Raw genomic sequence first — 18986 nt, forward strand, 5'->3', positions numbered from 1 at the left:
GGAGGAACCGCGATGAGTCCCGCTCCACTCTCGCTCTGGGGCGGCGAGTCCCAACCGCCCTGTCTGCTGGCCGCGTTCCACGAGCAGGCGGTGGCGAGGGGCCCGCAGACCGCCGTCGTGGACGGCGCGCGAGGCGTCACCTACAGCGAGCTGCTGTCCTGGGTCCAGGGCATCGCCGAGGGCCTGACCGCGGCCGGGATCGGCCCGGGCGACCGGGTCGCCGTCACCGGGCGGCGCAGCGCCGCCGTGGTGGCCGCGATGCTCGGCACCATGTGGGCGGGCGCCACCTATCTCCCGCTGGACGCCGAGTACCCGGCGGCCCGGCTCGCCCACATGCTCAAGGACAGCGGCGCCGGCCTGCTGCTGTACGCGGACGAGGAGCCGGAGTTCGAGGTGCCGGTGCCCAGCCTGCCGATCTCCGGCCTGCCGACGAAGGGCACCGTCGATCCGGTGGCCTGCCGGTCCGAGCTGTGGACGTACATCATCTACACCTCCGGCTCCACCGGCCTGCCCAAGGGCGTGGCCGTCCCGCACAGCTGCCTGGACACCATGGTCGACTGGCAGCGCAACCACTCCGTGTGGCCGCACGTGCGCACCGCCCAGTTCGCCCCGCTCAACTTCGACGTCTCCTTCCAGGAGGTGCTGGGCACCCTGTGCGGCGGCGGCACGCTCGTCGTGGTGCCGGAGGAGCTGCGCCAGGACCCGTTCGAGCTGCTGGAGTGGCTGGGCGAGAACCGGATCGAGCGGCTCTTCCTCCCGTACGTGGCGCTGCAGATGCTCGCCGTGGCGGCCGCCGAGGAGGAGTCGCTGGACCACCTGGCGCTGGCCGAGGTCAACGCGGCCGGCGAGCAGCTGGTCTGCACGCCGGACATCCGCGAGCTGTTCGCCCGGCTGCCGCGGTGCCGGCTGAACAACCACTACGGGCAGAGCGAGTCCGCGATGGTCACGGCGCACACCCTGACCGGCCCCAGCAGCTCCTGGCCGGCGCTGCCGCCGATCGGCGCGCCGCTGCCGGGCTGCGAGCTGCTGATCGACCCGCTGGACGCGGCGGAGCCGAACGTCGGCGAACTGCTGGTGGCCGGTGCGCCGTTGTCGCCGGGCTACCTCAACCAGCCGGAGCTGAACGCCAAGCGCTTCGTCACCGTCGACCCGACCCCGCGCGGGCACACCGCCGCCTTCCGCACCGGCGACCTGGTCCGGCTGGAGGACGGTGTGGTGACCTTCCTGGCCCGCCGGGACAAGGACGTGAAGATCCGCGGCTACCGGGTCAACCTGCTGGAGATCGAGGTGCGGCTGCTGGAGCTGCCGACCGTCTCCGCCGCGGTCTGCGTGGCCCTGGACGACGGGCAGGGCTCGCGCTCGCTGCACTGCGCGGTGACGGTCGACTCCGGAGCCGAGCCGCTGGACGGCGCCCGGGCGGCGGCCGAGCTGCGCCGCAACCTGCCGGACCCGTACATCCCGCGCTCCTTCACCACGGTGGCCGCGCTGCCGCGCACCCACAGCGGCAAGGTGGACCGGGACGCGGTGGCCCGTACGCTCGCCGGGCGCTGACCCTCCCCGCACACCGAAAGGGCCGACCGCTGGAAACCGCCCCGCGGAGGTCGGCCCTTTCGGTGGGAGCGGTCAGAGCAGCGACGGCCGGGTGCTGGTGCCGCGCCGCTCGGTGACGATGGCGGCGACCTTGGCGACGGTGTCGGCGGCGATCAGGTCGGCCACCTTCAGCGCGGTGCCGAAGCGCCGGTTCAGCCGGCCGACGACCTGGATCGCGGCCAGCGAGTTGCCGCCGAGGTCGATGAAGGAGGCCGCGGCGCCCGGGACCTCGGCCAGGCCCAGCACCTCGTGCCAGGTCTCACCCACGGCGGTGCGGACGGCCGGGTCGGAGCCGTCCTCCGTCGTGGCGCCACTGCTGGCGGTGGCGCCGGCGGTGGCAGTGGCCTCGGCGGCGAGCCGTTCGAGTTCCGGCCGGGCGATCTTGCCGTTCTGGTTGACCGGCAGCTCGGCGAGCACGGAGACCCGGGCCGGGACCATGCTCTCCGGAAGCCGCTCGCGCAGGTGGGCCCGGAGGCCGTCGACCGAGGCCTCGGCCGGCCCGGCCACCGAGACGTAGGCGGCCAGCGACTGGGCGATGCCCGCCGGGTCGCGCACCGGCACCACGACGGCATCCGCCACCGCCGGGTGCTCGCGCAGGCAGGACTGGATCTCGCCGAGCTCGATCCGCACGCCGCCGATCTTCACCTGGTGGTCGACCCGGCCGATCAGCTCCAGCTCGCCGTCCGCCCGCAGCCGGGCCAGGTCGCCGGTGCGGTACAGCCGGGCGCCGGGGACGGCGGAGAAAGGGTCGGGCAGGAAGCGCTCGGCGGTGAAGGACGGGCGGTCCTGGTAGCCCCAGCCGACGCCAAGCCCGCCGAGGAACAGCTCGCCGAGCTGGTCCACCCCGGCGGGCGTGCCGAAGGAGTCCAGCACGTAGGCGCTCTGGTTGGTCATCGGCCGCCCGTACGGGATCGAGCGCCAGCGCGGGTCGACGTCGGCCACGTCGTAGTAGGTGCTGTCCACCGAGACCTCGGTGGCGCCGCCGAGGCTGATGAAGCGGGCCTGCGGGAACGCCGCGCGGGTCGCCTCCGGCTGGGCCACCGGGATCCAGTCCCCGCCCAGCAGGAAGGCCCGCAGCGCGCCGGTGCGGCCGGTGCCCCAGGTGCGCAGGAACTGGGCCAGCGAGGACGGGACGGAGTGCCAGACGGTGATCCCGGCGTGCTCGACCAGCTCGGCCCAGTGCTCGACGTCGTTCTCCCGTCCGCGCTCCGGCAGGACGAGGGTGGCGCCGGTCATCAGGGCGGCGAACACGTCGTAGACCGTCATGTCGAAGCTCGGCGAGGAGACGCCGAGGATCCGGTCGCCGGGGCCGAGGCCGTAGCGGGAGCTCAGGTCGAGGATCATGCTGGTCCGGCCGACGTGGTCGAGCAGCGCGCCCTTCGGCTCGCCCGACGAGCCCGAGGTGAAGATCACGTACGCGAGGTCCCGGCCGGTCACCTCGACCTCGGGCAGCGCCTCCCGGCCGGCGGTCGGCAGCTCCTCGACCGGGCCGAGCGGGATCACCGGTGCACCGGTCGTCGGGTCCCCGCTGTTGGCGGCGCCCGCGGCGTCGGCGACCACCACGTCCACCCGGCCCAGCCGGTGCAGCACCTCGCGGCGGTGGGCGGGCAGCATCGGGTCGAGCGGGACGAAGGCCGCACCGGTCTTCAGCGCCGCGTACGCCGCCACCACCAGCTCGGCGCTGCGGGTCGCCGCCACGCCGACCCGCCCGCCGGGCCCCACGCCGTGCCCGGCGATCCGGACGGCCAGGGCGTTGGCCCGGGCGTCGAGTTCGCCGTAGGTGAGGCTCAGCGAGCCCTGGACCACGGCGATCCGCTCCGGGCCTGCGGCCACCTGCCGTTCCACCCGGTGGTGCAGGCAGACCGGCTCGGTGAGCGGCGGCTGCGGGCGGTTCACCTCCGCGACCAGCTCGCGTTCGGCGGCGGTGAGGTGCTCGACCTGGTCGATCCGCAGCTCGTCGGGGGCGGCGAGGTAGGCCGCGAGGTGTGCGGCGATCCGGTCGGGCGCCTGCTCGTCGTCGGGGCGGGCGGCGGCCCGCAGGCGCAGCGTCCAGGTGCCGTCCTCGGCGGGGGAGAGGGCGAACACCGCCGGGGAGGACTGCGGGTCCACCGACAGCTCCAGCCCGGCCCCGAACGCCGCCCCGCGCCGGGAGAAGGCGGCCCGGCAGGACAGCAGGGTGGGTGTGGAGGATCCGGTTCCGGCCAGTTCGGCGGGCTCGACCCGCCACGCCGTCCAGGCTTCCGCGTCGTCGGCGCGGCCCCACACGGTGACCGGCCGCACGCCGCCGTAGCGCAGCAGCAGCGCGCACAGCCCGGCGGCGAGGTCCGAGGGCGCTCCGGCCCGCAGCCCGCTCAGCGGAGCGGACTCGACGGCCCCGGTGCGGTCGCTCCACAGCACCGGGAGGACGGGATCGGCGTGCTCGGTCATCGGGAAACTCCCTGGTCGGGTGCGTGAGGGGTGGCGGCGACGGCGGCCGGCAGCCGGGAGACGCGGGCGCCGGGGCGGTCCACGGCCGCCCGGAGCAGCGCCCGCAGCTGGTCGGCCAGGCCGGCCGCCCACGGCGCGTCGAACACCTCGGTCGAGTACTCGATGCTGAGCAGGAAGTCCGGGCCGTCCTCGATGAAGGTCACCGTGGCGTCGAAGGCGTGCTGCCCGGGGTACAGGTCGACGTCCTCGCAGTCCACACCCGGCAGCTCCGGGCGGCCCGGGGCGCTGCCGCCGGTGCGCAGCTGGAGGGTGACCTGGGCCAGCGGGTTGCGCCCGGGCCGGCGGGCGGGGGCGAGGTGGCGCACCACGCTGCCGAACGGCACTTCGTGGTCGATGGCCCGCAGGTTGGCGGCGTTCAGCCGGGCGGCCACCTCGCAGAAGGCCGGGTCGTCGGCGAGGTCGGCGCGCAGCACCACCATGTTGACGAAGTAGCCGATCAGCGGTTCGAGTTCCGGTTCGCCGCGGCCGGCGAACAGGGTGGCGAAGGCGGTGTCCGGGCGCCCGGTGCGCTCGGTCAGGGCGAGCGAGAAGGCCGCGCCGAGCCAGGAGAACAGTGACACCCGGGCCGCCCGGGCGAGGTCGGTGAGCGCACGGTGCAGCTCCGGGTCGAGCCGTACGACGAGGCGGTCGGCGGCGAAGGACGGCCGCCGGGGGCGCTCCCGCCCGGCGGCCAGGTCGACGGCCGGGATGCCGCGCAGCTCCTTCTCCCAGTGGCCGAGCAGCTGCTCCAGCTCCGGTCCCTGGAAGCACTCGCGCTGCCACTGGGCGTATCGTCGGTACGGCACCGGCAGTTCGGGCAGCGCCGCCTCCGGGTCCTCTCCGGCCAGCAGAGCGGCGTAGCCGGCGGACAGTTCGTCGGTGAGCAGGCGCAACGACCATCCGTCGGTCGCGATGTGATGCATCACCAGACTGAGCACGTGCTCCTCGGGGCCGAGCCGGAACAGCCGCAGCCGGAACGGCCGACCTCCGGCCAGGTCGAAGGGCTCGCGCGCCTCCCGGCGCAGCGCCTCGGCGAGCTCGGCCCCGTCGGCGACCTCGCACAGCGGCACCTCGGCCCCCGCGGGCGGGAGCACCAGCTGGTACGGCTCGCCGTCGTCCTCGCGGAAGGCGGTGCGCAGCACCTCCTGGCGGCGCACGACGAGGGTCAGCGCGGCGTCCAGCAGGTCCGTCCGCAGCGGGCCACGCAGCCGGAAGGCGAGCGGGACGTGGTAGGCGGCCGTGCCGGGCACCAGCTGCTCGAACATCCACAACGCCTCCTGACCGGAGGACAGTTCGTACCGCTCGGCCGGGTCGGTCGCGCCGACGGAACCGGGCATCGTGCTCCCATCGGTGAAGAGTGCCGGGACATCTGTCGGATACCGGGAGGACGTCGCTCCCCGAAAGTCCAGGGTCGGGCCGCGCCGGGACCGAGTGCGCCGGCGGACGATCACCGCCCAGTCTGTCAGCCGTACGCACTCTGCGGAAGATCCTTCCCGCGGGTGGGCCGGAAAGCTCCACGGGAAAAGGTAGTTGGTTGTCATACCTCGGCGTCTGCGGTATCCCTTGATCCCGAACCTGTCCGGTGCATGCTCACTTTCGGGAGTCGCGAATGACCGGCACACACATCGCCGGCGGCCTCTTCACGACGGCGGCCGTGGGCATGGTGCGGTTGCCGTGCGATCGGTGGCTCGCCAATCGGCCGGTCCACCGGAGCAGTTCGCGTACGCATCCGGTCCCGGCACCGGTCCTGGCGCGATTCCTGAGCCTCGCCGAGGAGTCGACCGGCAGCCCGGAGGCCGGTCTCGCGGCCGTGCTCGCGGTGCTGCTGCACCATTACGCGGGCCAGCAGGACGTCCGGCTGGACTTCGACCGGGCGCGGGTGCGGATCGGCCTCACGGAGGACGCCGGGCTGCGCCGGATCTGGCAGGAGGTGGACGGTCAACTGGCCGGTCGGCGTACCGAGGTCGCCGAAACCGAAGTGGCCGAATCCGAGGCCCCGCTCACGGTCCGGCTACGCCCCGACGGCACCGGCCCGGACGCCGTCCTGGAAGCCGCGTACGACCCGGCACTGCTGGACGGGCCGACCGTCGCCCGCGTCCTGGAGCACGCCGCCCGGCTGCTGGAAGCGCTGGTCACCGACCCCGACGGGCCGGCCCGTCGCGCCCGGTTCGGTTCGGCGCAGGAGCGCGCGCGGATCCTCTCCGACTGGAACGGGACGCGCACGCCCTTCCCGGACTCGACCGTGGTGGCCGCCTTCGAGGAGCAGGTGCGGGCGACCCCGTCCGCGCCCGCCGTCGAGTTCGAGGGCGCGGTGCTCGGCTACGCCGAACTCGACCGGCGGGCGGGCCTGGTGAGCCGTCGGCTGCGGTCCGCCCAGGACTCCGGCTTCGTCGGCATCCACCTGGAGCGCTCGCTCGACCTGGTGGTGGCGATCCTCGGGGTGCTCAAGGCCGGGCTGGCCTACGTCCCGCTCGACCCCGAACTGCCCGCCGACCGGGTGCGCTACCTGGTCGAGGACTCCGGCGCCCGCACGGTGCTGTGCCGCCCCGAGGACATCGAGGTGCTCTCCGGCCACGGAGCCGACGCGTTGACCGTGCAACAGGCCGTCGAGGAACCGGGGGAGGAGACCGGAGGCCGCCCGGAGATCACCGGCGACACCCCGATCTACCTGATCTACACCTCCGGCTCCACCGGCCGCCCCAAGGGCGTGCTGAACCGCCACGCCGGGGTGTTCAACACCGTCCACTGGCGCCGGCAACGCTTCGAACTGGGCCCGGACGACCGGGTCCTGCAGAAGACCCCGTTCGGATTCGACGTCTCGGCCTGGGAGTTCCTCTGGCCACTGGTCTCCGGCGCCTGCCTGGTGGTCGCCCGTCCGGGCGGCCACCGGGACACCCGCTACCTCAAGCGGACCATCCGCGAACGCCGGATCACCGTGGTCCACTTCGTGCCGTCCATGCTCGACGCCTTCCTGGAGGAGGACGAACTGGCCGCGCACTGCGGGAGCCTGCGCCTGGTCTTCGCCAGCGGCGAGGCGCTCGCCCCGCCGACGATCCGGGCCTTCTTCGAGCAGCTGGACTGCGAGCTCCACAACCTGTACGGCCCCACCGAGGCCTCCATCGAGGTCTCGCACTGGCAGGCCGGGCCCGGGTTCGCAGGGCGCGACGTACCGATCGGCCGTCCGATCGCCAACACCGCTCTGTACGTCGTCGACGAGCGGCTCGAACCGGTGCCGATCGGCGTGGCGGGCGAGCTGTGCATCGGCGGCGTCCAGGTCGCGCTGGGCTACCACCGGCAGCCGGAGCTGACCCGCGAACGGTTCGTCGCCGATCCCTTCACCGCCGGGGCCCGGCTGTACCGCACCGGCGACCTCGCCCGGTACCGCACCGACGGGCAGATCGAGTACCTCGGGCGGCTGGACGACCAGGTCAAGATCAGCGGCTACCGGATCGAACCGGGCGAGATCGAGACCGTGCTGCGCGGGTTGCCGGGCGTCGGGCAGGCCGCGGTACTCCCGGTGGGGGAGGAGGGCGCCCGGCGGCTGGCGGCCTTCGTGGTGCCCGCGGACCCGGCGGCCTTCGACCCCGAACCCCTGCGGGCCGCGCTGGCCGAGGCACTGCCCGCCTACATGGTGCCGAAGCAGTTGACGGCCCTCGCGGCACTGCCCACCTCGACGAACGGCAAGCTCGACCGCCGTGCCCTGGCCGAACTCGCCCGGCCGACCGATCCGGCCCGGGCCCCCGCCGACGACGCCGGGGACTCCCATGACGTGAAGAACGCCGAGGACTCCGAGGACGCCGGGTCCGAGCTGGAGACGACCCTGCGCGCGCTGTTCGCCCGGTCGCTGGGCGTCGCCGAGGTCGGCCTCCATGACGACTACTTCGAACTGGGCGGCCACTCGCTGGCCGCCGTGAAGCTGGCGACCCGGATCCGGGCCGCGCTCGGCGTGGACCTCGACGTCTGGACCCTGTTCGACTTTCCCACTGTGGCCGAGCTGGCGCGCGAACTCGCCCGGCCGCTCTGACGAAGGACGGTCCCCCATGACAGCCCTACCCGCCTCCGGCCCCGCCGCGGAGGACTCCGACGACGCCGAGGACCCGGTGCGCGACCTGCTGGTCGCGGGCGCCGAGCGGCTCGCCGTCGACGACCCGGTGCTCCACCGGGTGCTGGCCCGCGAGCAGGCCCGGCAGAACGCCACCCTGTCGCTGGTGGCCTCCTCCAGCGTGGTCGACCCCTCGGTGCTGGCCGCCCAGGCCTCCACCGCGGTGAACGTGACCGCGGAGGGCTACCCCGGCCGCCGCTACCACGCCGGCTGCGGTGTCATCGACGACATCGAGAGCCTGGCGATCGAGCGCGCCATGAGCGTCTTCGGCGCCCGCTACGCCAACGTCCAGGCGCACTCGGCGACCACCGCCAACTACGCCGTGCTCTCCGCCCTGCTCGACCCGGGGGACACCCTGCTCGGGATGAACCTGGCCGAGGGCGGCCACCTGACCCACGGCAGCCCCGCCGCGTACGCGGGGCAGTACTTCGACGCCGTCGGCTACGGGCTGGACGCCAACGGGCTGATCGACTACGTCCAGGTGGCCGAGCTGGCCCGGGAGCACCGCCCCAAGGTGATCATCTGCGGGGCGACGGCCTACAGCCGGATCGTCGACTTCGCCCGCTTCCGGGCCGTCGCCGACGAGGTCGGCGCCTATCTGATGGCCGACATCTCGCACGTCGCCGGGCTGGTCGCGACCGGCCTGCACCCGAGCCCGGTCGACCACGCCCACATCACCACCGCCTGCACCCACAAGCAGCTGTTCGGCCCGCGCGGCGGGCTGATCCTGGTCGGCCGGGACCACGACGCCCCGGCGCCCAAGGGCAACGGCGACCTCACCGCCTTCCTCCAGCGCGCGATCTTCCCGTACTACCAGGGCGCCCCCGCGCTCAACAGCATCGCGGCGAAGGCCCGGGCCCTGGCGATCGTGGCCACCCCGGCCTTCGCGGCCACCACGGAGCGGATCGTCGCCTTCTCCCGCGGCATGGCGGCCGAACTCGTCGAGCGGGGCTACCCGATCGTCTCCGGCGGGACGGACAACCACACCGTCCTGGTGGACCTGCGCGCCCGCGGCCTCAGCGGCCTGGTGGCCGAGGAGGCGCTGGAGGAGTGCGGGATCGTGGTCAACAAGAACCGGGTGCCCGGTGACACCACTCCGCCGCTGGTCGGCGGCGGCGTCCGGCTCGGCTCCAACAGCGCCGCGCACCGCGGGATGTCCGGGGCCGAGGCGGCGCGCTGCGCCGAGCTGATCGACACCGTGCTGTCCGCCGTCACCCCGCTCGGCCCGCGCGCCTACCGACTGCCCGACGACGTCCGCTACTCGGTCTCCTCCCAGGTCGCCGAACTGGCGGCCAAGTTCCCCCTGCCCGGCTACGCCACCGTCTAGACACTCCCCAGGTTCCCCCCGAAGGCACCTGAATCCCTGGAAGGGCATGCACATGAGCGAGCTCGACGACGACCGCCGGTACCTGGTGGTCCTCAACGACGAGGAGCAGTACTCCGTCTGGCCGACCGAGCGGGACGTCCCGGCCGGCTGGCGGGCGGAGGGCTTCGAGGGCACCCGCCAGGAGTGCCTGGACCACGTGTCCCTGGTGTGGACCGACATGCGTCCGCTCAGCCTGCGGCGGGCCATGGAGACCGCCCGGGACTGACCGGCCCCGGGCCGTGGAGCCCCGCGCGGACGCCGAAGGACCCGGGGCGGTGCCCACCGCCCCGGGCCCTTCGCACCGCCCTGCTGCCCAGCTCACCCGGCGCTGCCGCCCAGCCGCAGGGCGCGCATGGTGTCGGCCACCTCGCGGTGCAGCCCCGAGCCGCTGGCGGCGAAGCGGTCCAGGACCCGCTGCTGGACCTCGGGGTCCTTCTCCTGGCTCAGCTTGAACATCACGTCGACCTTGGTCACCGTGAAGAAGAGGCCGCCGACCGCGCCGACGATCTGCCGGTGGTACTCCAGCGAGGGCGCGAGCGCCATCCCGTCCCCGAACCGGTCCTCCAGCGTCTGGGCGGTGGTGTGGACGATCGCCAGGGTCTCGTCGTCCCCGGCCAGTTCGACCGTGCCCTCCAGATGGACCGCCACGTAGTTCCAGGTCGGCGCGACCATGTCGGCCGAGTACAGGCTCGGGGTGACGTAGCCGTTCGGGCCGTGGAAGACGAGCTTCGCCGGGCCGCCGCCGGCGGCGGCCAGCTGCTGCCAGTGCGGGTTCGCCCGGGTCAGGTGCGCCCACAGCCGCATGCCCGACAGGGCGTCCTCGGGCGCGGCGTCGGGCGGTGCGATCACCGGGACGTGGGTGGCGTTCGGCACCGGGTCCCCGTTGCTGACCAGCACCGCGAGCGGGTGCCGCTCGATGATCCGCAGCGGCCAGTCGTCGCCGTCCACCTGGTAGAGCTTCGGCGTGAACACTCGTCCTCCTCAATGTCAGCGGGGTCGGCGGGAGCAGTGGGATCGGCGGGTGAGCGGCGCCGCGGGTCAGCCGGACAACGCCTTGACGAGCATGTCGCCGATCTCGCCGGCCCGGACCGCGGACAGGGAGAGCAGGGTCTCGGAGAGCCCGTGGCTGTGCTCGCCGAAGCCCTGGACGTAGATCCCGCACCGCACGCTCTCGTCGGTGACCACCCGGTGCTCCCGGTCGAGCCGCAGCCGGCCCTGGTCGTCCAGCGGGCAGTGCGGCAGCAGACCGTCCAGGAAGACGGCCGGATCGGTGCGGGTGTATCCGGTCGCGCACACCAGCGCCTGCGCCTCGATGACGGTGCTGGTGCCCGAGGACAGCGATTCGACGTCGATCCGCAGGCCGTCCGGAGTTTCCGTCACTTCGCTCACGCGGGAGACGTTGTGGAAATTCAGCCGGGGATTTCCGGCCACCTTTTCCAGATAGGCCTGCTGGAACAGCGAGTGCAGAAGATCGGCGTCCACCACCGAGTAGTTGGTGGAAGCGTGATAATCGATGAGGCGCTGCCGGACGTCGTCGGGCGCGGTGTGGAAACGGTCCACCGCCTCGGGGTTGAACACCTGGTTCGCGAACGGGCTGTCGTCGGCGACACTGAAGCCGTACCGGGCGTGCACCGAGTGGACCTGCGCCCGCGGGAAACGCGCGTGCAGGTGCTCGATCGCCTCCGCGGCGCTCTGGCCCGAGCCCAGCACGACGAAGGAGCGCGGGTCCTGCCGGGCGATCCGGTCCACCTCAGGAAGGAACTTGGCGGTGTGCCAGATCCGGGGCGAGGCCGGCAGGCCGGCGGGCAGCCGCGGCTCGATCCCGGCGGCTATCACCAGGTTGCGGGCGCGCTGGACCTGCCGGGTGCCGTCGGGGGCGACGAAGTGCACGTCGAGGAACTCGACCCCCTGCTCGGCGCTGACCGGCTCGACCGACACCACCCGCGCCCCGTACGAGACGAGGTCCGCGAAGCTCTCCGCGACCCACTCCAGGTAGTCGTGGAACTCCACCCGCAGCGGGTAGGGGGACTTGGTGTTGATGAAGTCCGCCAGTCGGCCCCTGGCCTGCAGATAGCACAGGAACGAGTACGGACTGGTCGGATTCCGCATGGTCACTAGGTCCTTGAGGTACGAGACCTGCATGGTCGCGCCCTCGATCAGCATGCCCCGGTGCCAGCCGAAGCGCGGTTGGGCCTCGAAGAAGCGCGCGCTCACCGGTGCCTCGCCGGCGATCTCCGCGATGGCGGCCGCGAGGGCCAGGTTCGAGGGGCCGAAGCCGATTCCGGCCACGTCGACGATGCCGGTCCCGGCGACCACGCCGGAACGTTGCCGCTCACCCACGGACTTCCCTGCTCTCTCCCTTTTGGGGATGGCCTGTCGGGGTCGACGATCAGTCCGGTCGACCGATGGCGGTGGTCAGGGCAGCACGTTGCCGCGGCTCCTGATCACTCCATGACAGTAGGAGCTGCCCCACCGGCTGTGCAAGCAAATGGGGGAAATCCCGATCCCGGGTGGGGCGTTGACCTTCTGACGGGGATGTGGATCGGGTTCACCCTTGACGGCGCATCGTCACGCTGAATAGCATCCGAAGCGTTCGAGGTGGCATAGCCGCATCCCAAGTCGACGACTCGGCAAAAGAGTTCGTTTCCGGCAATCCGAACTCCATTCACTGACTTATCGTCAAGAACTGACAAGGGCAAGGTTTCGCGCGAAGGGATCCGCGACCGCACCATGTTGGAATCACCGAGCACGACCGAGTCGGATCCCCGGCAGGGGTGGACCCTCGCGAGCCGCTTCTCCGCCGTCGCGGCGGCCTCCCCGGAGGCGACCGCCGTCCGCAGCGAGGCCGGAGACCTCCGCTACGCCGAACTGGACGCGGCCGCCGACGCCCTCGCCGCCCGGCTGCACGGGCGCGGCGTGCGCCGCGGCGACCGGGTCGGCGTCCTGCTGGAGCGATCGCCCCGGCTGATCGTCGCCCTGCTCGGCATCCTCAAGGCGGGTGCCGCGTACGTCGCCGTCGACCCGGGCGACCCGGTGGCCCGGCTGCGCACCGTCCTGGGCGACGCCGAGGTCGCGCTGGTGGTCACCGACGATCCCCAACGGGCCGGGGTGGGCGGGGAGTTCCCGTCCCTGGACATCCAGGACGCCCGGGGCGCCGGAGCCTGCGCGCCCACGGTCGAGCAGACCCCCGAGGACCTCGCCTACGTCGCCTACACCTCGGGCTCCACCGGCCGCCCCAAGGGCGTCTGCGTGCCGCACCGGGCCGTACTGCGCCTGGTGCTGGACGCCGCCTTCCTGGGCGCCCGGACCGACGACGTCTTCCTCCAGCTCGCCCCGGTCGCCTTCGACGCCTCCACCCTGGAGATCTGGGGCGCCCTGCTGAACGGCGGCTGCCTGGCCCTCGCCCCGGCCGGCCGGCTCGGACCGGCGGAGATCGTCAAGACCGTCCGCGACACCGGCACCACCGTGCTGTTCCTCACCACGGCCCTGTTCCACCAGGCGGTGGAGGCCGGACTGAGCGACCTGCCCGCCCTGCGGGCGCTGTACACCGGCGGCGAGGTTCTCTCCGCCGAACTCGTCGACCGCGCCGCCGCCGCCCTCCCCGGCACCCTGCTGTCGGCGGCCTACGGCCCCACCGAGAACACCACCTTCACCAGCACCCACCCCGTCCGCGAACCGCTCGGCGCGCGCGGCGTCCCGATCGGCGGACCGATCGACGGCACCGGCATGGTCGTCCTCGACGAGCGGCTGGACCCGGTGCCCGACGGCACCGTGGGCCGGCTCTTCGTCAACGGCGCCGGCCTCGCCCACGGCTACCTCGGACTGCCCGGCCTGACCGCCGACCGCTTCCTCCCCGACCCGTACGCGAGCACCCCCGGCGCCAGGATGTACGACACCGGCGACCTCGCCCTGCGCGCCCCGGACGGCGCCTTCGAATTCGCCGGGCGCGCCGACGGGCAGCTCAAGGTCAACGGCGTCCGGATCGAGTCCGACGACATCGAGGCCCGGCTTCGCCGCCACCCGGACGTCCAGGACGCCGCCGTCGTCCTCCAGGACCACGGCCCCGGCGACCGCCGGCTGGTCGCCTTCTACAGCGGCCCGTACGCCGTCTCCTCGGTCGAACTGCGCCGGGGCCTCGCCGAGGACCTCCCGGCCACGATGATCCCCTCCGCCCTGGTCTGGGTCGACCGGCTGCCGCTCAAGGCCAACGGCAAGGTCGACCGGGCCGCCCTCGCCGCCCGGCGCGGCCGGACCCGCCCGGACGGCGAGGTGCCCTACCGCGCGCCCGGCGACCGGATCGAGCGCCGGCTCACCGTGCTCTGGCAGGAGATCCTCGACGTCGAACCGGTCGGTGTCGACGACGACTTCTTCGACCTCGGCGGGCACTCGCTGACCGCCAGCCGGATCACCCGGGAGATCACCGCCGAGTTCGGGGCGGTGATCCGGGCCCGGGCCTTCTACCTCAACCCCACCGTGGCCGGGCTGGCGGAACACATCAGGACCCAGCGGTCGGAACCGGCCACCGATGCCCGGTCGGTTCCGGCCGCTGCACAGCCACCGGCCGTCGCACCGGCATCGAGCGCCGCGCAGGCACCGGCCGCCCCCGGGGCCGCGCAGTGAGGATCACCGTCCCCGGCGGCGCGCCGGAGCACGACCCCGAACGCACGGACCTCAGCGACCCCCACTTCTACGCCACCGGCGACCCGCACGCCGTCTGGCGGCACTACCGGCACAAGGCCCCGGTGACCAGGCTCGCCGTGCCCGGCGGCCGCACCTACGTCTCCGTCACCACGCACGCCGAGACCAGCACCGTCCTGCGCGACCACGCGCGGTACACCTCGCGGCGCGGCAACATGCTGTCCGTCCTCGGCGAGCAGGACCCGGCGGCCGACCGGATGATGGTCGCCAGCGACCCGCCGGTCCACGGCTACCTGCGCCGCCCCGTCGCCCAGGCGCTCTCCGCGCGCGAACTCGCCGCCCGCCGCCCGGCCGTCCGCCGGATGGCCCGGCTGCTGCTGGAGCCGCTGACGGGCGGCGAACCCTGGGACCTGGCGGCCGCGATGACGGCCTTCCCGATGATGTTCACCGGCGCACTGATGGGCCTGCCCGAGGCCGACTGGCCCGAACTGACCAGGCTCACCACGATCGCGATCGCCCCCGCCGACCCGTCCTCCCGGGACGACTCCGGCGGCCACCAGCTGGTCTCCGCCCACCACGAACTCTTCGACTACTTCGCCGAGGTGGCGGCCGCGCGCACTCCGCGCCAGGACCTGATCGGCCTGCTCCAGCAGCTCACCGTCGCGGACCGGACGATCCGGCTCGACGAGGTGATCTACAACTGCTACAACGTGCTGCTCGGCGCCAACGTCACCGCCCCGCACGTCATCGCGACCACGGTGAGCGCCTTCCTGGAGCACCCGGAGCAGTACCGGCGGCTGCTCGACGGCGACGCCACCGTCGCCTCCGCCGTCGAGGAGGGCCTGCGCTGGGCCTCCCCGGCCACCCACGCGATGCGCTACGCCACCGAGGACACCCGCCTCGGCGGCGAACCCGTACGGGCCGGTGAGGCGGTGGTCGCCTGGCTGGGATCGGCGAACCGGGACGAGTCCGTCTTCGACGAGCCGTACCGCTTCGACGTCGCCCGCACCCCCAACCGGCACCTCGCCTTCGGGTTCGGGCCGCACTACTGCGTCGGCGCGCCGCTCGCCCGGATCGCCCTGGCCGAGTTCTTCACCGAGGTCACCGAGCTGGTGGAGCGGTTCGAACCGGCCGGCCCGGTCGAGCACCTGGCCTCCAACTTCATCGCCGGGATCAAGCACCTGCCGGTGACCGCCCGGCTGCGCTGACCGCTCGCCCCCGCCCGGAACCCGGGCACGTGAGAACGAACGCACCATGCAACGAGAGGACCCTCCTGCCGTGATCGAGATGCGCAGTGACACCTTCACACTGCCGACGCCCGAGATGCTCACCGCAATGACCGAGGCGGAGCTCGGCGACGACGTCTACGGCGAGGACCCGACGGTCAACGAGCTCGAACGCCGCTCCGCCGAACTGACCGGCAAGGAGGCGGCCTGCTTCTTCCCCAGCGGCACCATGGCCAACCTGGCCTCGGTCATGGCCCACGCGCCGCGCGGAACCAAGGCCGTGGTCGGCACCGAGAGCGACATCTGGCTGTACGAGGCCGGCGGCGCCTCGGTCTGCGGCGGGGTCGTCTACGAGCCGGTGCCGAACCGGCCGGACGGCACGATCGCGCTGGCCGACCTCGCCGCCTCCTTCCCCGCCGACCCGGACGACCCGCAGTTCGCGCTGCCCTCGCTGATCTGCCTGGAGAACACCCACAACCGGTGCGGCGGCGCGGTGCTGCCGCTCGACTACCTCGCCGAGGTGCGCCGCTTCGCGGACGAACGCGGCGTCGCGGTGCACCTGGACGGCGCCCGGGTGGTCAACGCGGCGATCGCCGCCGGGGTCGAGGTCGCGGAGATCACCGCGCACGTCGACTCGGTGCAGTTCTGCCTCTCCAAGGGGCTCGGCGCGCCGGTCGGCTCGATGGTGGCCGGCAGCGCGGAGTTCGTCGGGAAGGTGCGCCGGCTGCGCAAGATGCTCGGCGGCGGGATGCGCCAGGTCGGACTGCTGGCGGCCGCCGCCCTGGTCGCCCTGGACACCCGGGAGCGGCTCGCCGAGGACCACGCCAACGCCCGGCGACTGGCCGAGGGGCTGGCGCTGATCCCCGGCGTGGAGATGGACCCGGACACCGTGAAGACCAACATCGTGATCTTCAAGGTCACCGACGAACGCTTTACCTGGCGCACCTTCCTGGCCTCGGTGCACCAGCAGGGCCTGGCGGTCACCGAGTTCGGCCACGGCCGGATCCGCGCGGTCGTCCACAACGGGGTGAGCGCCGAGGACGTGACGGCCGCCGTCGGCATCGTGGCCCGGGTGCTCAAGGAGGGCCCGACGGCCGGTTGAACCGGCCGCCGGGGCGCCGCGGGCGGCGGATCACGCCGTCCGCAGCACCTGCTCCACGAACGCGTCCAGGTTGGCGACCGTACGGGAGACCTGCTCCTCCAGCGTCAGGGACTCCTCCGGCCGGCTCACCGACGCCGACCGGCGCCTGCCGCGCACGTACAGCGAGCAGCCCAGGTCCGCGCAGATGTAGGTGCCGACGGTGTTTCCCTCGCGCCCGGCGGCACCGGCCCGCCGGGCGGAGAGCAGCGCCACCCCGCTGCCGCCGTGGATGGTGATGCACAGCGAGCACACGTTGGTCTTGGTCAGGCTGCGCCGGACGTTCGGCGCGCGGAGCGTGATCCCCACCAGGCCCTCGCCCCGTACGGCGACCAGGTAGCCGCGGTCGGGTGCGCCCGGATCCCGCCATCCCAGGAAGTCCAGGTCGTCCCAAGGGAGTTCGGACAGGTTGCGGGGAACGCTGAGCCTGCGTGCCTCTCCCTTCGAGCAGTTGACGAAGGATTCACGAATCTCGTTCTCGGCAAGTGGACGCATCCGTCAGAGCCTAGGGCGTGTCCGACGCTTCCCGCCAGACGCACCCCGGTCGACCGCCGAGCGGGCGCCCCCGCCCTGTGCACTTCCCCGAGGCCTGCACCCCGGGCAGCCGGGCGGTGCTCCAGCGGCCGCCACCGGCGGCCGGTGGGGCGTGAAGCGGGCGGGCGTGCGCCGGGCGTGACGTTCACGAATCAATGACAACGGGTAGTCGACTGGGTGCGAAAGGTAGCCAAGTGGGGGGTGATGCAGGGAGCGACGATGCCGGAACACGAGGAGCGGGGCGCGCGGGCCGAGTCGGAGGGCCGGGCCGGTCGGCGGGTGCCGCCGCAGGGCAGGCACGGCGAGGCCGCCGACGCCGAGGAGGCCGATCCCGGGAGACCGCTCGGGCCACCGGGGCCCGGGCGGGACGTCGATCCGGCGGCGCGCTGGCCCGACCTGATGCTGCCGCTGCTGCGCACTCCGACCTCCGCCCGCCCGCTGGTCGGTGTCGGCAAGCGCGACCGTGACGGCGCACCGGCCCCCGCCGAGGTCGCCGCCGTCGTTGATCTGGCCCTGCTGGTCGGCGAGTTGATGCTGGCCTACGGGGAGGCCGCGGAGGGGGTCGAGGCGGCGATGCTCGCCGTGGCGCGGACGTACCGGGCCGGCCCCTGCGATCCCCAGGTCACCTTCACCCGGGTGGCGATCTCCTACCAGCAGGGCCCCGGGGAGCCGCCGGTGACGGCCGAGCGGACGGTGCACCACCCCGCCGGGGACTACGCGGGGCTCGCGGCGCTGTTCCGGCTGGTCACCCAGATCACCGCGGGCGGGCTCGCCGTGGAGGCCGCCCACCGGAGGCTGCGGGCCGTGCGCCGGCACTGCCGCCACTACCCGGCCTGGGCCCTGGTGGTGTCCTCCGGTCTGCTGGCCGGTGCCGCGACGCTGCTGATCGGCGGCCGGTCCGACGCCCGGGCCTGGCTGGTGTTCGTCAGCGCCGTGGTGGCGGCGATGGCCGGTCACTGGCTCGCGGCGCTGGTGGGGCGGCACGACCTACCGGAGTTCTACCGGATCGCGGCGGCCGCGACCCCGGCCGCGGTGGTCGGCATCCTGCTGTCCTTCAACCAACTGCACCTGCGCGGCTCGGTGGTGATCACCGGCGGGCTCTACGCCCTGCTGCCCGGCTGGCCGATGGTGGCGGCGGTGCAGGACGGCCTCGCGGGCTTCTACCTCACCGCCGCCGCGCGGTTGCTGGAGGTGGTGTACCTGCTGGCCGGCGTGATCGTCGGGGTGATGACGGTGCTCTACGTCGGCGTCAACAACGGCGCCGACCTCGCCACCCAGAGTGTGCCGACCTCCCTGGCCGACCCGCCGCTCCAGCTGGCGGCGGCGATCCTGCTCGCCCTGGCCTTCGCGGTGCTGCTGAACACCGAGGCGGCCACGCTGCCGGCCGTCCTGGTCAACAGCACGGCCGGCTGGACGACGTACGCCGTGCTGGTCGGCGCCGGTGGGGAGCCGATCATGGCGACCGGGCTGGCCGCCGTGCTGGTCGGCCTGTCCGGCCAGCTGATGGCCCGGTACCGGGGCAGTTCCGCGCTGCCGTTCGTCACCGCCGCCCTGGGCCCGCTGCTGCCGGGTTCGCTGCTGTACTTCGGGATGCTGGCCTTCGTCCGAGGCGAACCGGAGACCGGACTCAGCGGGATGGGTCGGGCCACGGCCACGGCGATGGCCCTCGCGATCGGCGTGAACCTGGGCCGCGAGGCGGCCCGGCTGTTTCTCCCGGCCACGGGGGCGCCCCCGCCCGCCCGCCGGCGCGGGGGCCGCCACCGTCGCTGACCCGCCCGGGCCCGGACCGGTCCGCCGCCGGTCCCGGTCCGTCGCGGGGACGCGTCCCGTCGCGGGGACGCGTCCGTCGCCGGGATCTGTCCGGTGACGGAGGCGTCCGGCGGGCGTGGGCATGAACACGCGGGACGCGGTTAGACGAGTGGGGCA

Annotated in this window: 13 protein-coding genes; 8 read left to right on the forward strand and 5 right to left on the reverse strand. The window is 73.5% G+C overall.

What is annotated here, in order from left to right:
• The first annotated feature begins 12 nt into the window (after positions 1-12).
• Positions 13-1551 carry an AMP-binding protein gene (locus HS99_RS19010; RefSeq protein WP_030283584.1) on the forward strand — a complete coding sequence of 513 codons (1539 nt, stop codon included), beginning with the start codon at positions 13-15 and terminating at the stop codon, positions 1549-1551.
• 72 nt (positions 1552-1623) lie between these two features.
• On the opposite strand, the gene HS99_RS19015 is transcribed toward HS99_RS19010, so the two are convergent.
• A complete protein-coding gene (locus HS99_RS19015; protein WP_050366947.1) occupies positions 1624-4017 on the reverse strand; it encodes a non-ribosomal peptide synthetase in 2394 nt (797 codons plus the stop codon).
• Entirely contained in the window at positions 4014-5393 is a 1380-nt protein-coding gene (locus HS99_RS19020; protein WP_030550863.1) for a condensation domain-containing protein, read from the reverse strand. The genes HS99_RS19015 and HS99_RS19020 overlap by 4 nt, the downstream gene beginning before the upstream one ends.
• A 272-nt stretch (positions 5394-5665) precedes the next feature.
• On the opposite strand from HS99_RS19020, the gene HS99_RS19025 reads away from it, so the two are divergent.
• From HS99_RS19025 to HS99_RS19035, 3 genes are read left to right on the forward strand one after another with little or no spacing between them, the layout of a single operon-like run.
• Positions 5666-8080, forward strand: coding sequence for a non-ribosomal peptide synthetase (locus HS99_RS19025; RefSeq protein WP_050366948.1), 2415 nt, complete (start codon positions 5666-5668; stop codon positions 8078-8080).
• 16 nt (positions 8081-8096) lie between these two features.
• Positions 8097-9485, forward strand: coding sequence for a serine hydroxymethyltransferase (glyA, locus tag HS99_RS19030; RefSeq protein ID WP_078938854.1), 1389 nt, complete (start codon positions 8097-8099; stop codon positions 9483-9485).
• A 52-nt stretch (positions 9486-9537) separates the two neighbouring features.
• Positions 9538-9750 (forward strand): MbtH family protein, encoded by a 213-nt coding sequence (locus HS99_RS19035; RefSeq protein ID WP_030283593.1) that lies wholly within the window; start codon positions 9538-9540, stop codon positions 9748-9750.
• Between the two features lie 92 nt (positions 9751-9842).
• Here the strand turns inward: HS99_RS19035 and HS99_RS19040 are convergent, their stop codons facing one another.
• Positions 9843-10496 (reverse strand): FMN-binding negative transcriptional regulator, encoded by a 654-nt coding sequence (locus HS99_RS19040; protein ID WP_046386483.1) that lies wholly within the window; start codon positions 10494-10496, stop codon positions 9843-9845.
• 66 nt (positions 10497-10562) lie between these two features.
• Positions 10563-11864, reverse strand: a complete 1302-nt coding sequence (locus HS99_RS19045; RefSeq protein WP_157846515.1) for a lysine N(6)-hydroxylase/L-ornithine N(5)-oxygenase family protein — start codon at positions 11862-11864, stop codon at positions 10563-10565.
• Positions 11865-12254: 390 nt separating this feature from the next.
• Here HS99_RS19045 and HS99_RS19050 point away from each other — a divergent pair, with 390 nt between their 5' ends.
• The 3 genes from HS99_RS19050 (at position 12255) to HS99_RS19060 (ending at position 16490) form a co-directional block, all read left to right on the forward strand.
• A complete protein-coding gene (locus HS99_RS19050; protein WP_063737892.1) occupies positions 12255-14144 on the forward strand; it encodes a non-ribosomal peptide synthetase in 1890 nt (629 codons plus the stop codon).
• A complete protein-coding gene (locus HS99_RS19055) occupies positions 14141-15370 on the forward strand; it encodes a cytochrome P450 (RefSeq protein WP_030283598.1) in 1230 nt (409 codons plus the stop codon). Before HS99_RS19050 ends, HS99_RS19055 begins: the two co-directional genes overlap by 4 nt.
• A 79-nt stretch (positions 15371-15449) precedes the next feature.
• Positions 15450-16490 carry a GntG family PLP-dependent aldolase gene (locus tag HS99_RS19060; RefSeq protein ID WP_232543026.1) on the forward strand — a complete coding sequence of 347 codons (1041 nt, stop codon included), beginning with the start codon at positions 15450-15452 and terminating at the stop codon, positions 16488-16490.
• 30 nt (positions 16491-16520) lie between these two features.
• On the opposite strand, the gene HS99_RS19065 is transcribed toward HS99_RS19060, so the two are convergent.
• Positions 16521-17021, reverse strand: coding sequence for an FBP domain-containing protein (locus HS99_RS19065; RefSeq protein ID WP_030283600.1), 501 nt, complete (start codon positions 17019-17021; stop codon positions 16521-16523).
• 258 nt (positions 17022-17279) lie between these two features.
• Between HS99_RS19065 and HS99_RS19070 the strand changes: the two genes are divergently transcribed.
• Positions 17280-18830, forward strand: coding sequence for a threonine/serine exporter family protein (locus HS99_RS19070; RefSeq protein WP_050366949.1), 1551 nt, complete (start codon positions 17280-17282; stop codon positions 18828-18830).
• Positions 18831-18986: the final 156 nt, after the last annotated feature.

The organism is Kitasatospora aureofaciens (assembly GCF_001188955.3).
Lineage (GTDB): Bacteria > Actinomycetota > Actinomycetes > Streptomycetales > Streptomycetaceae > Kitasatospora > Kitasatospora aureofaciens.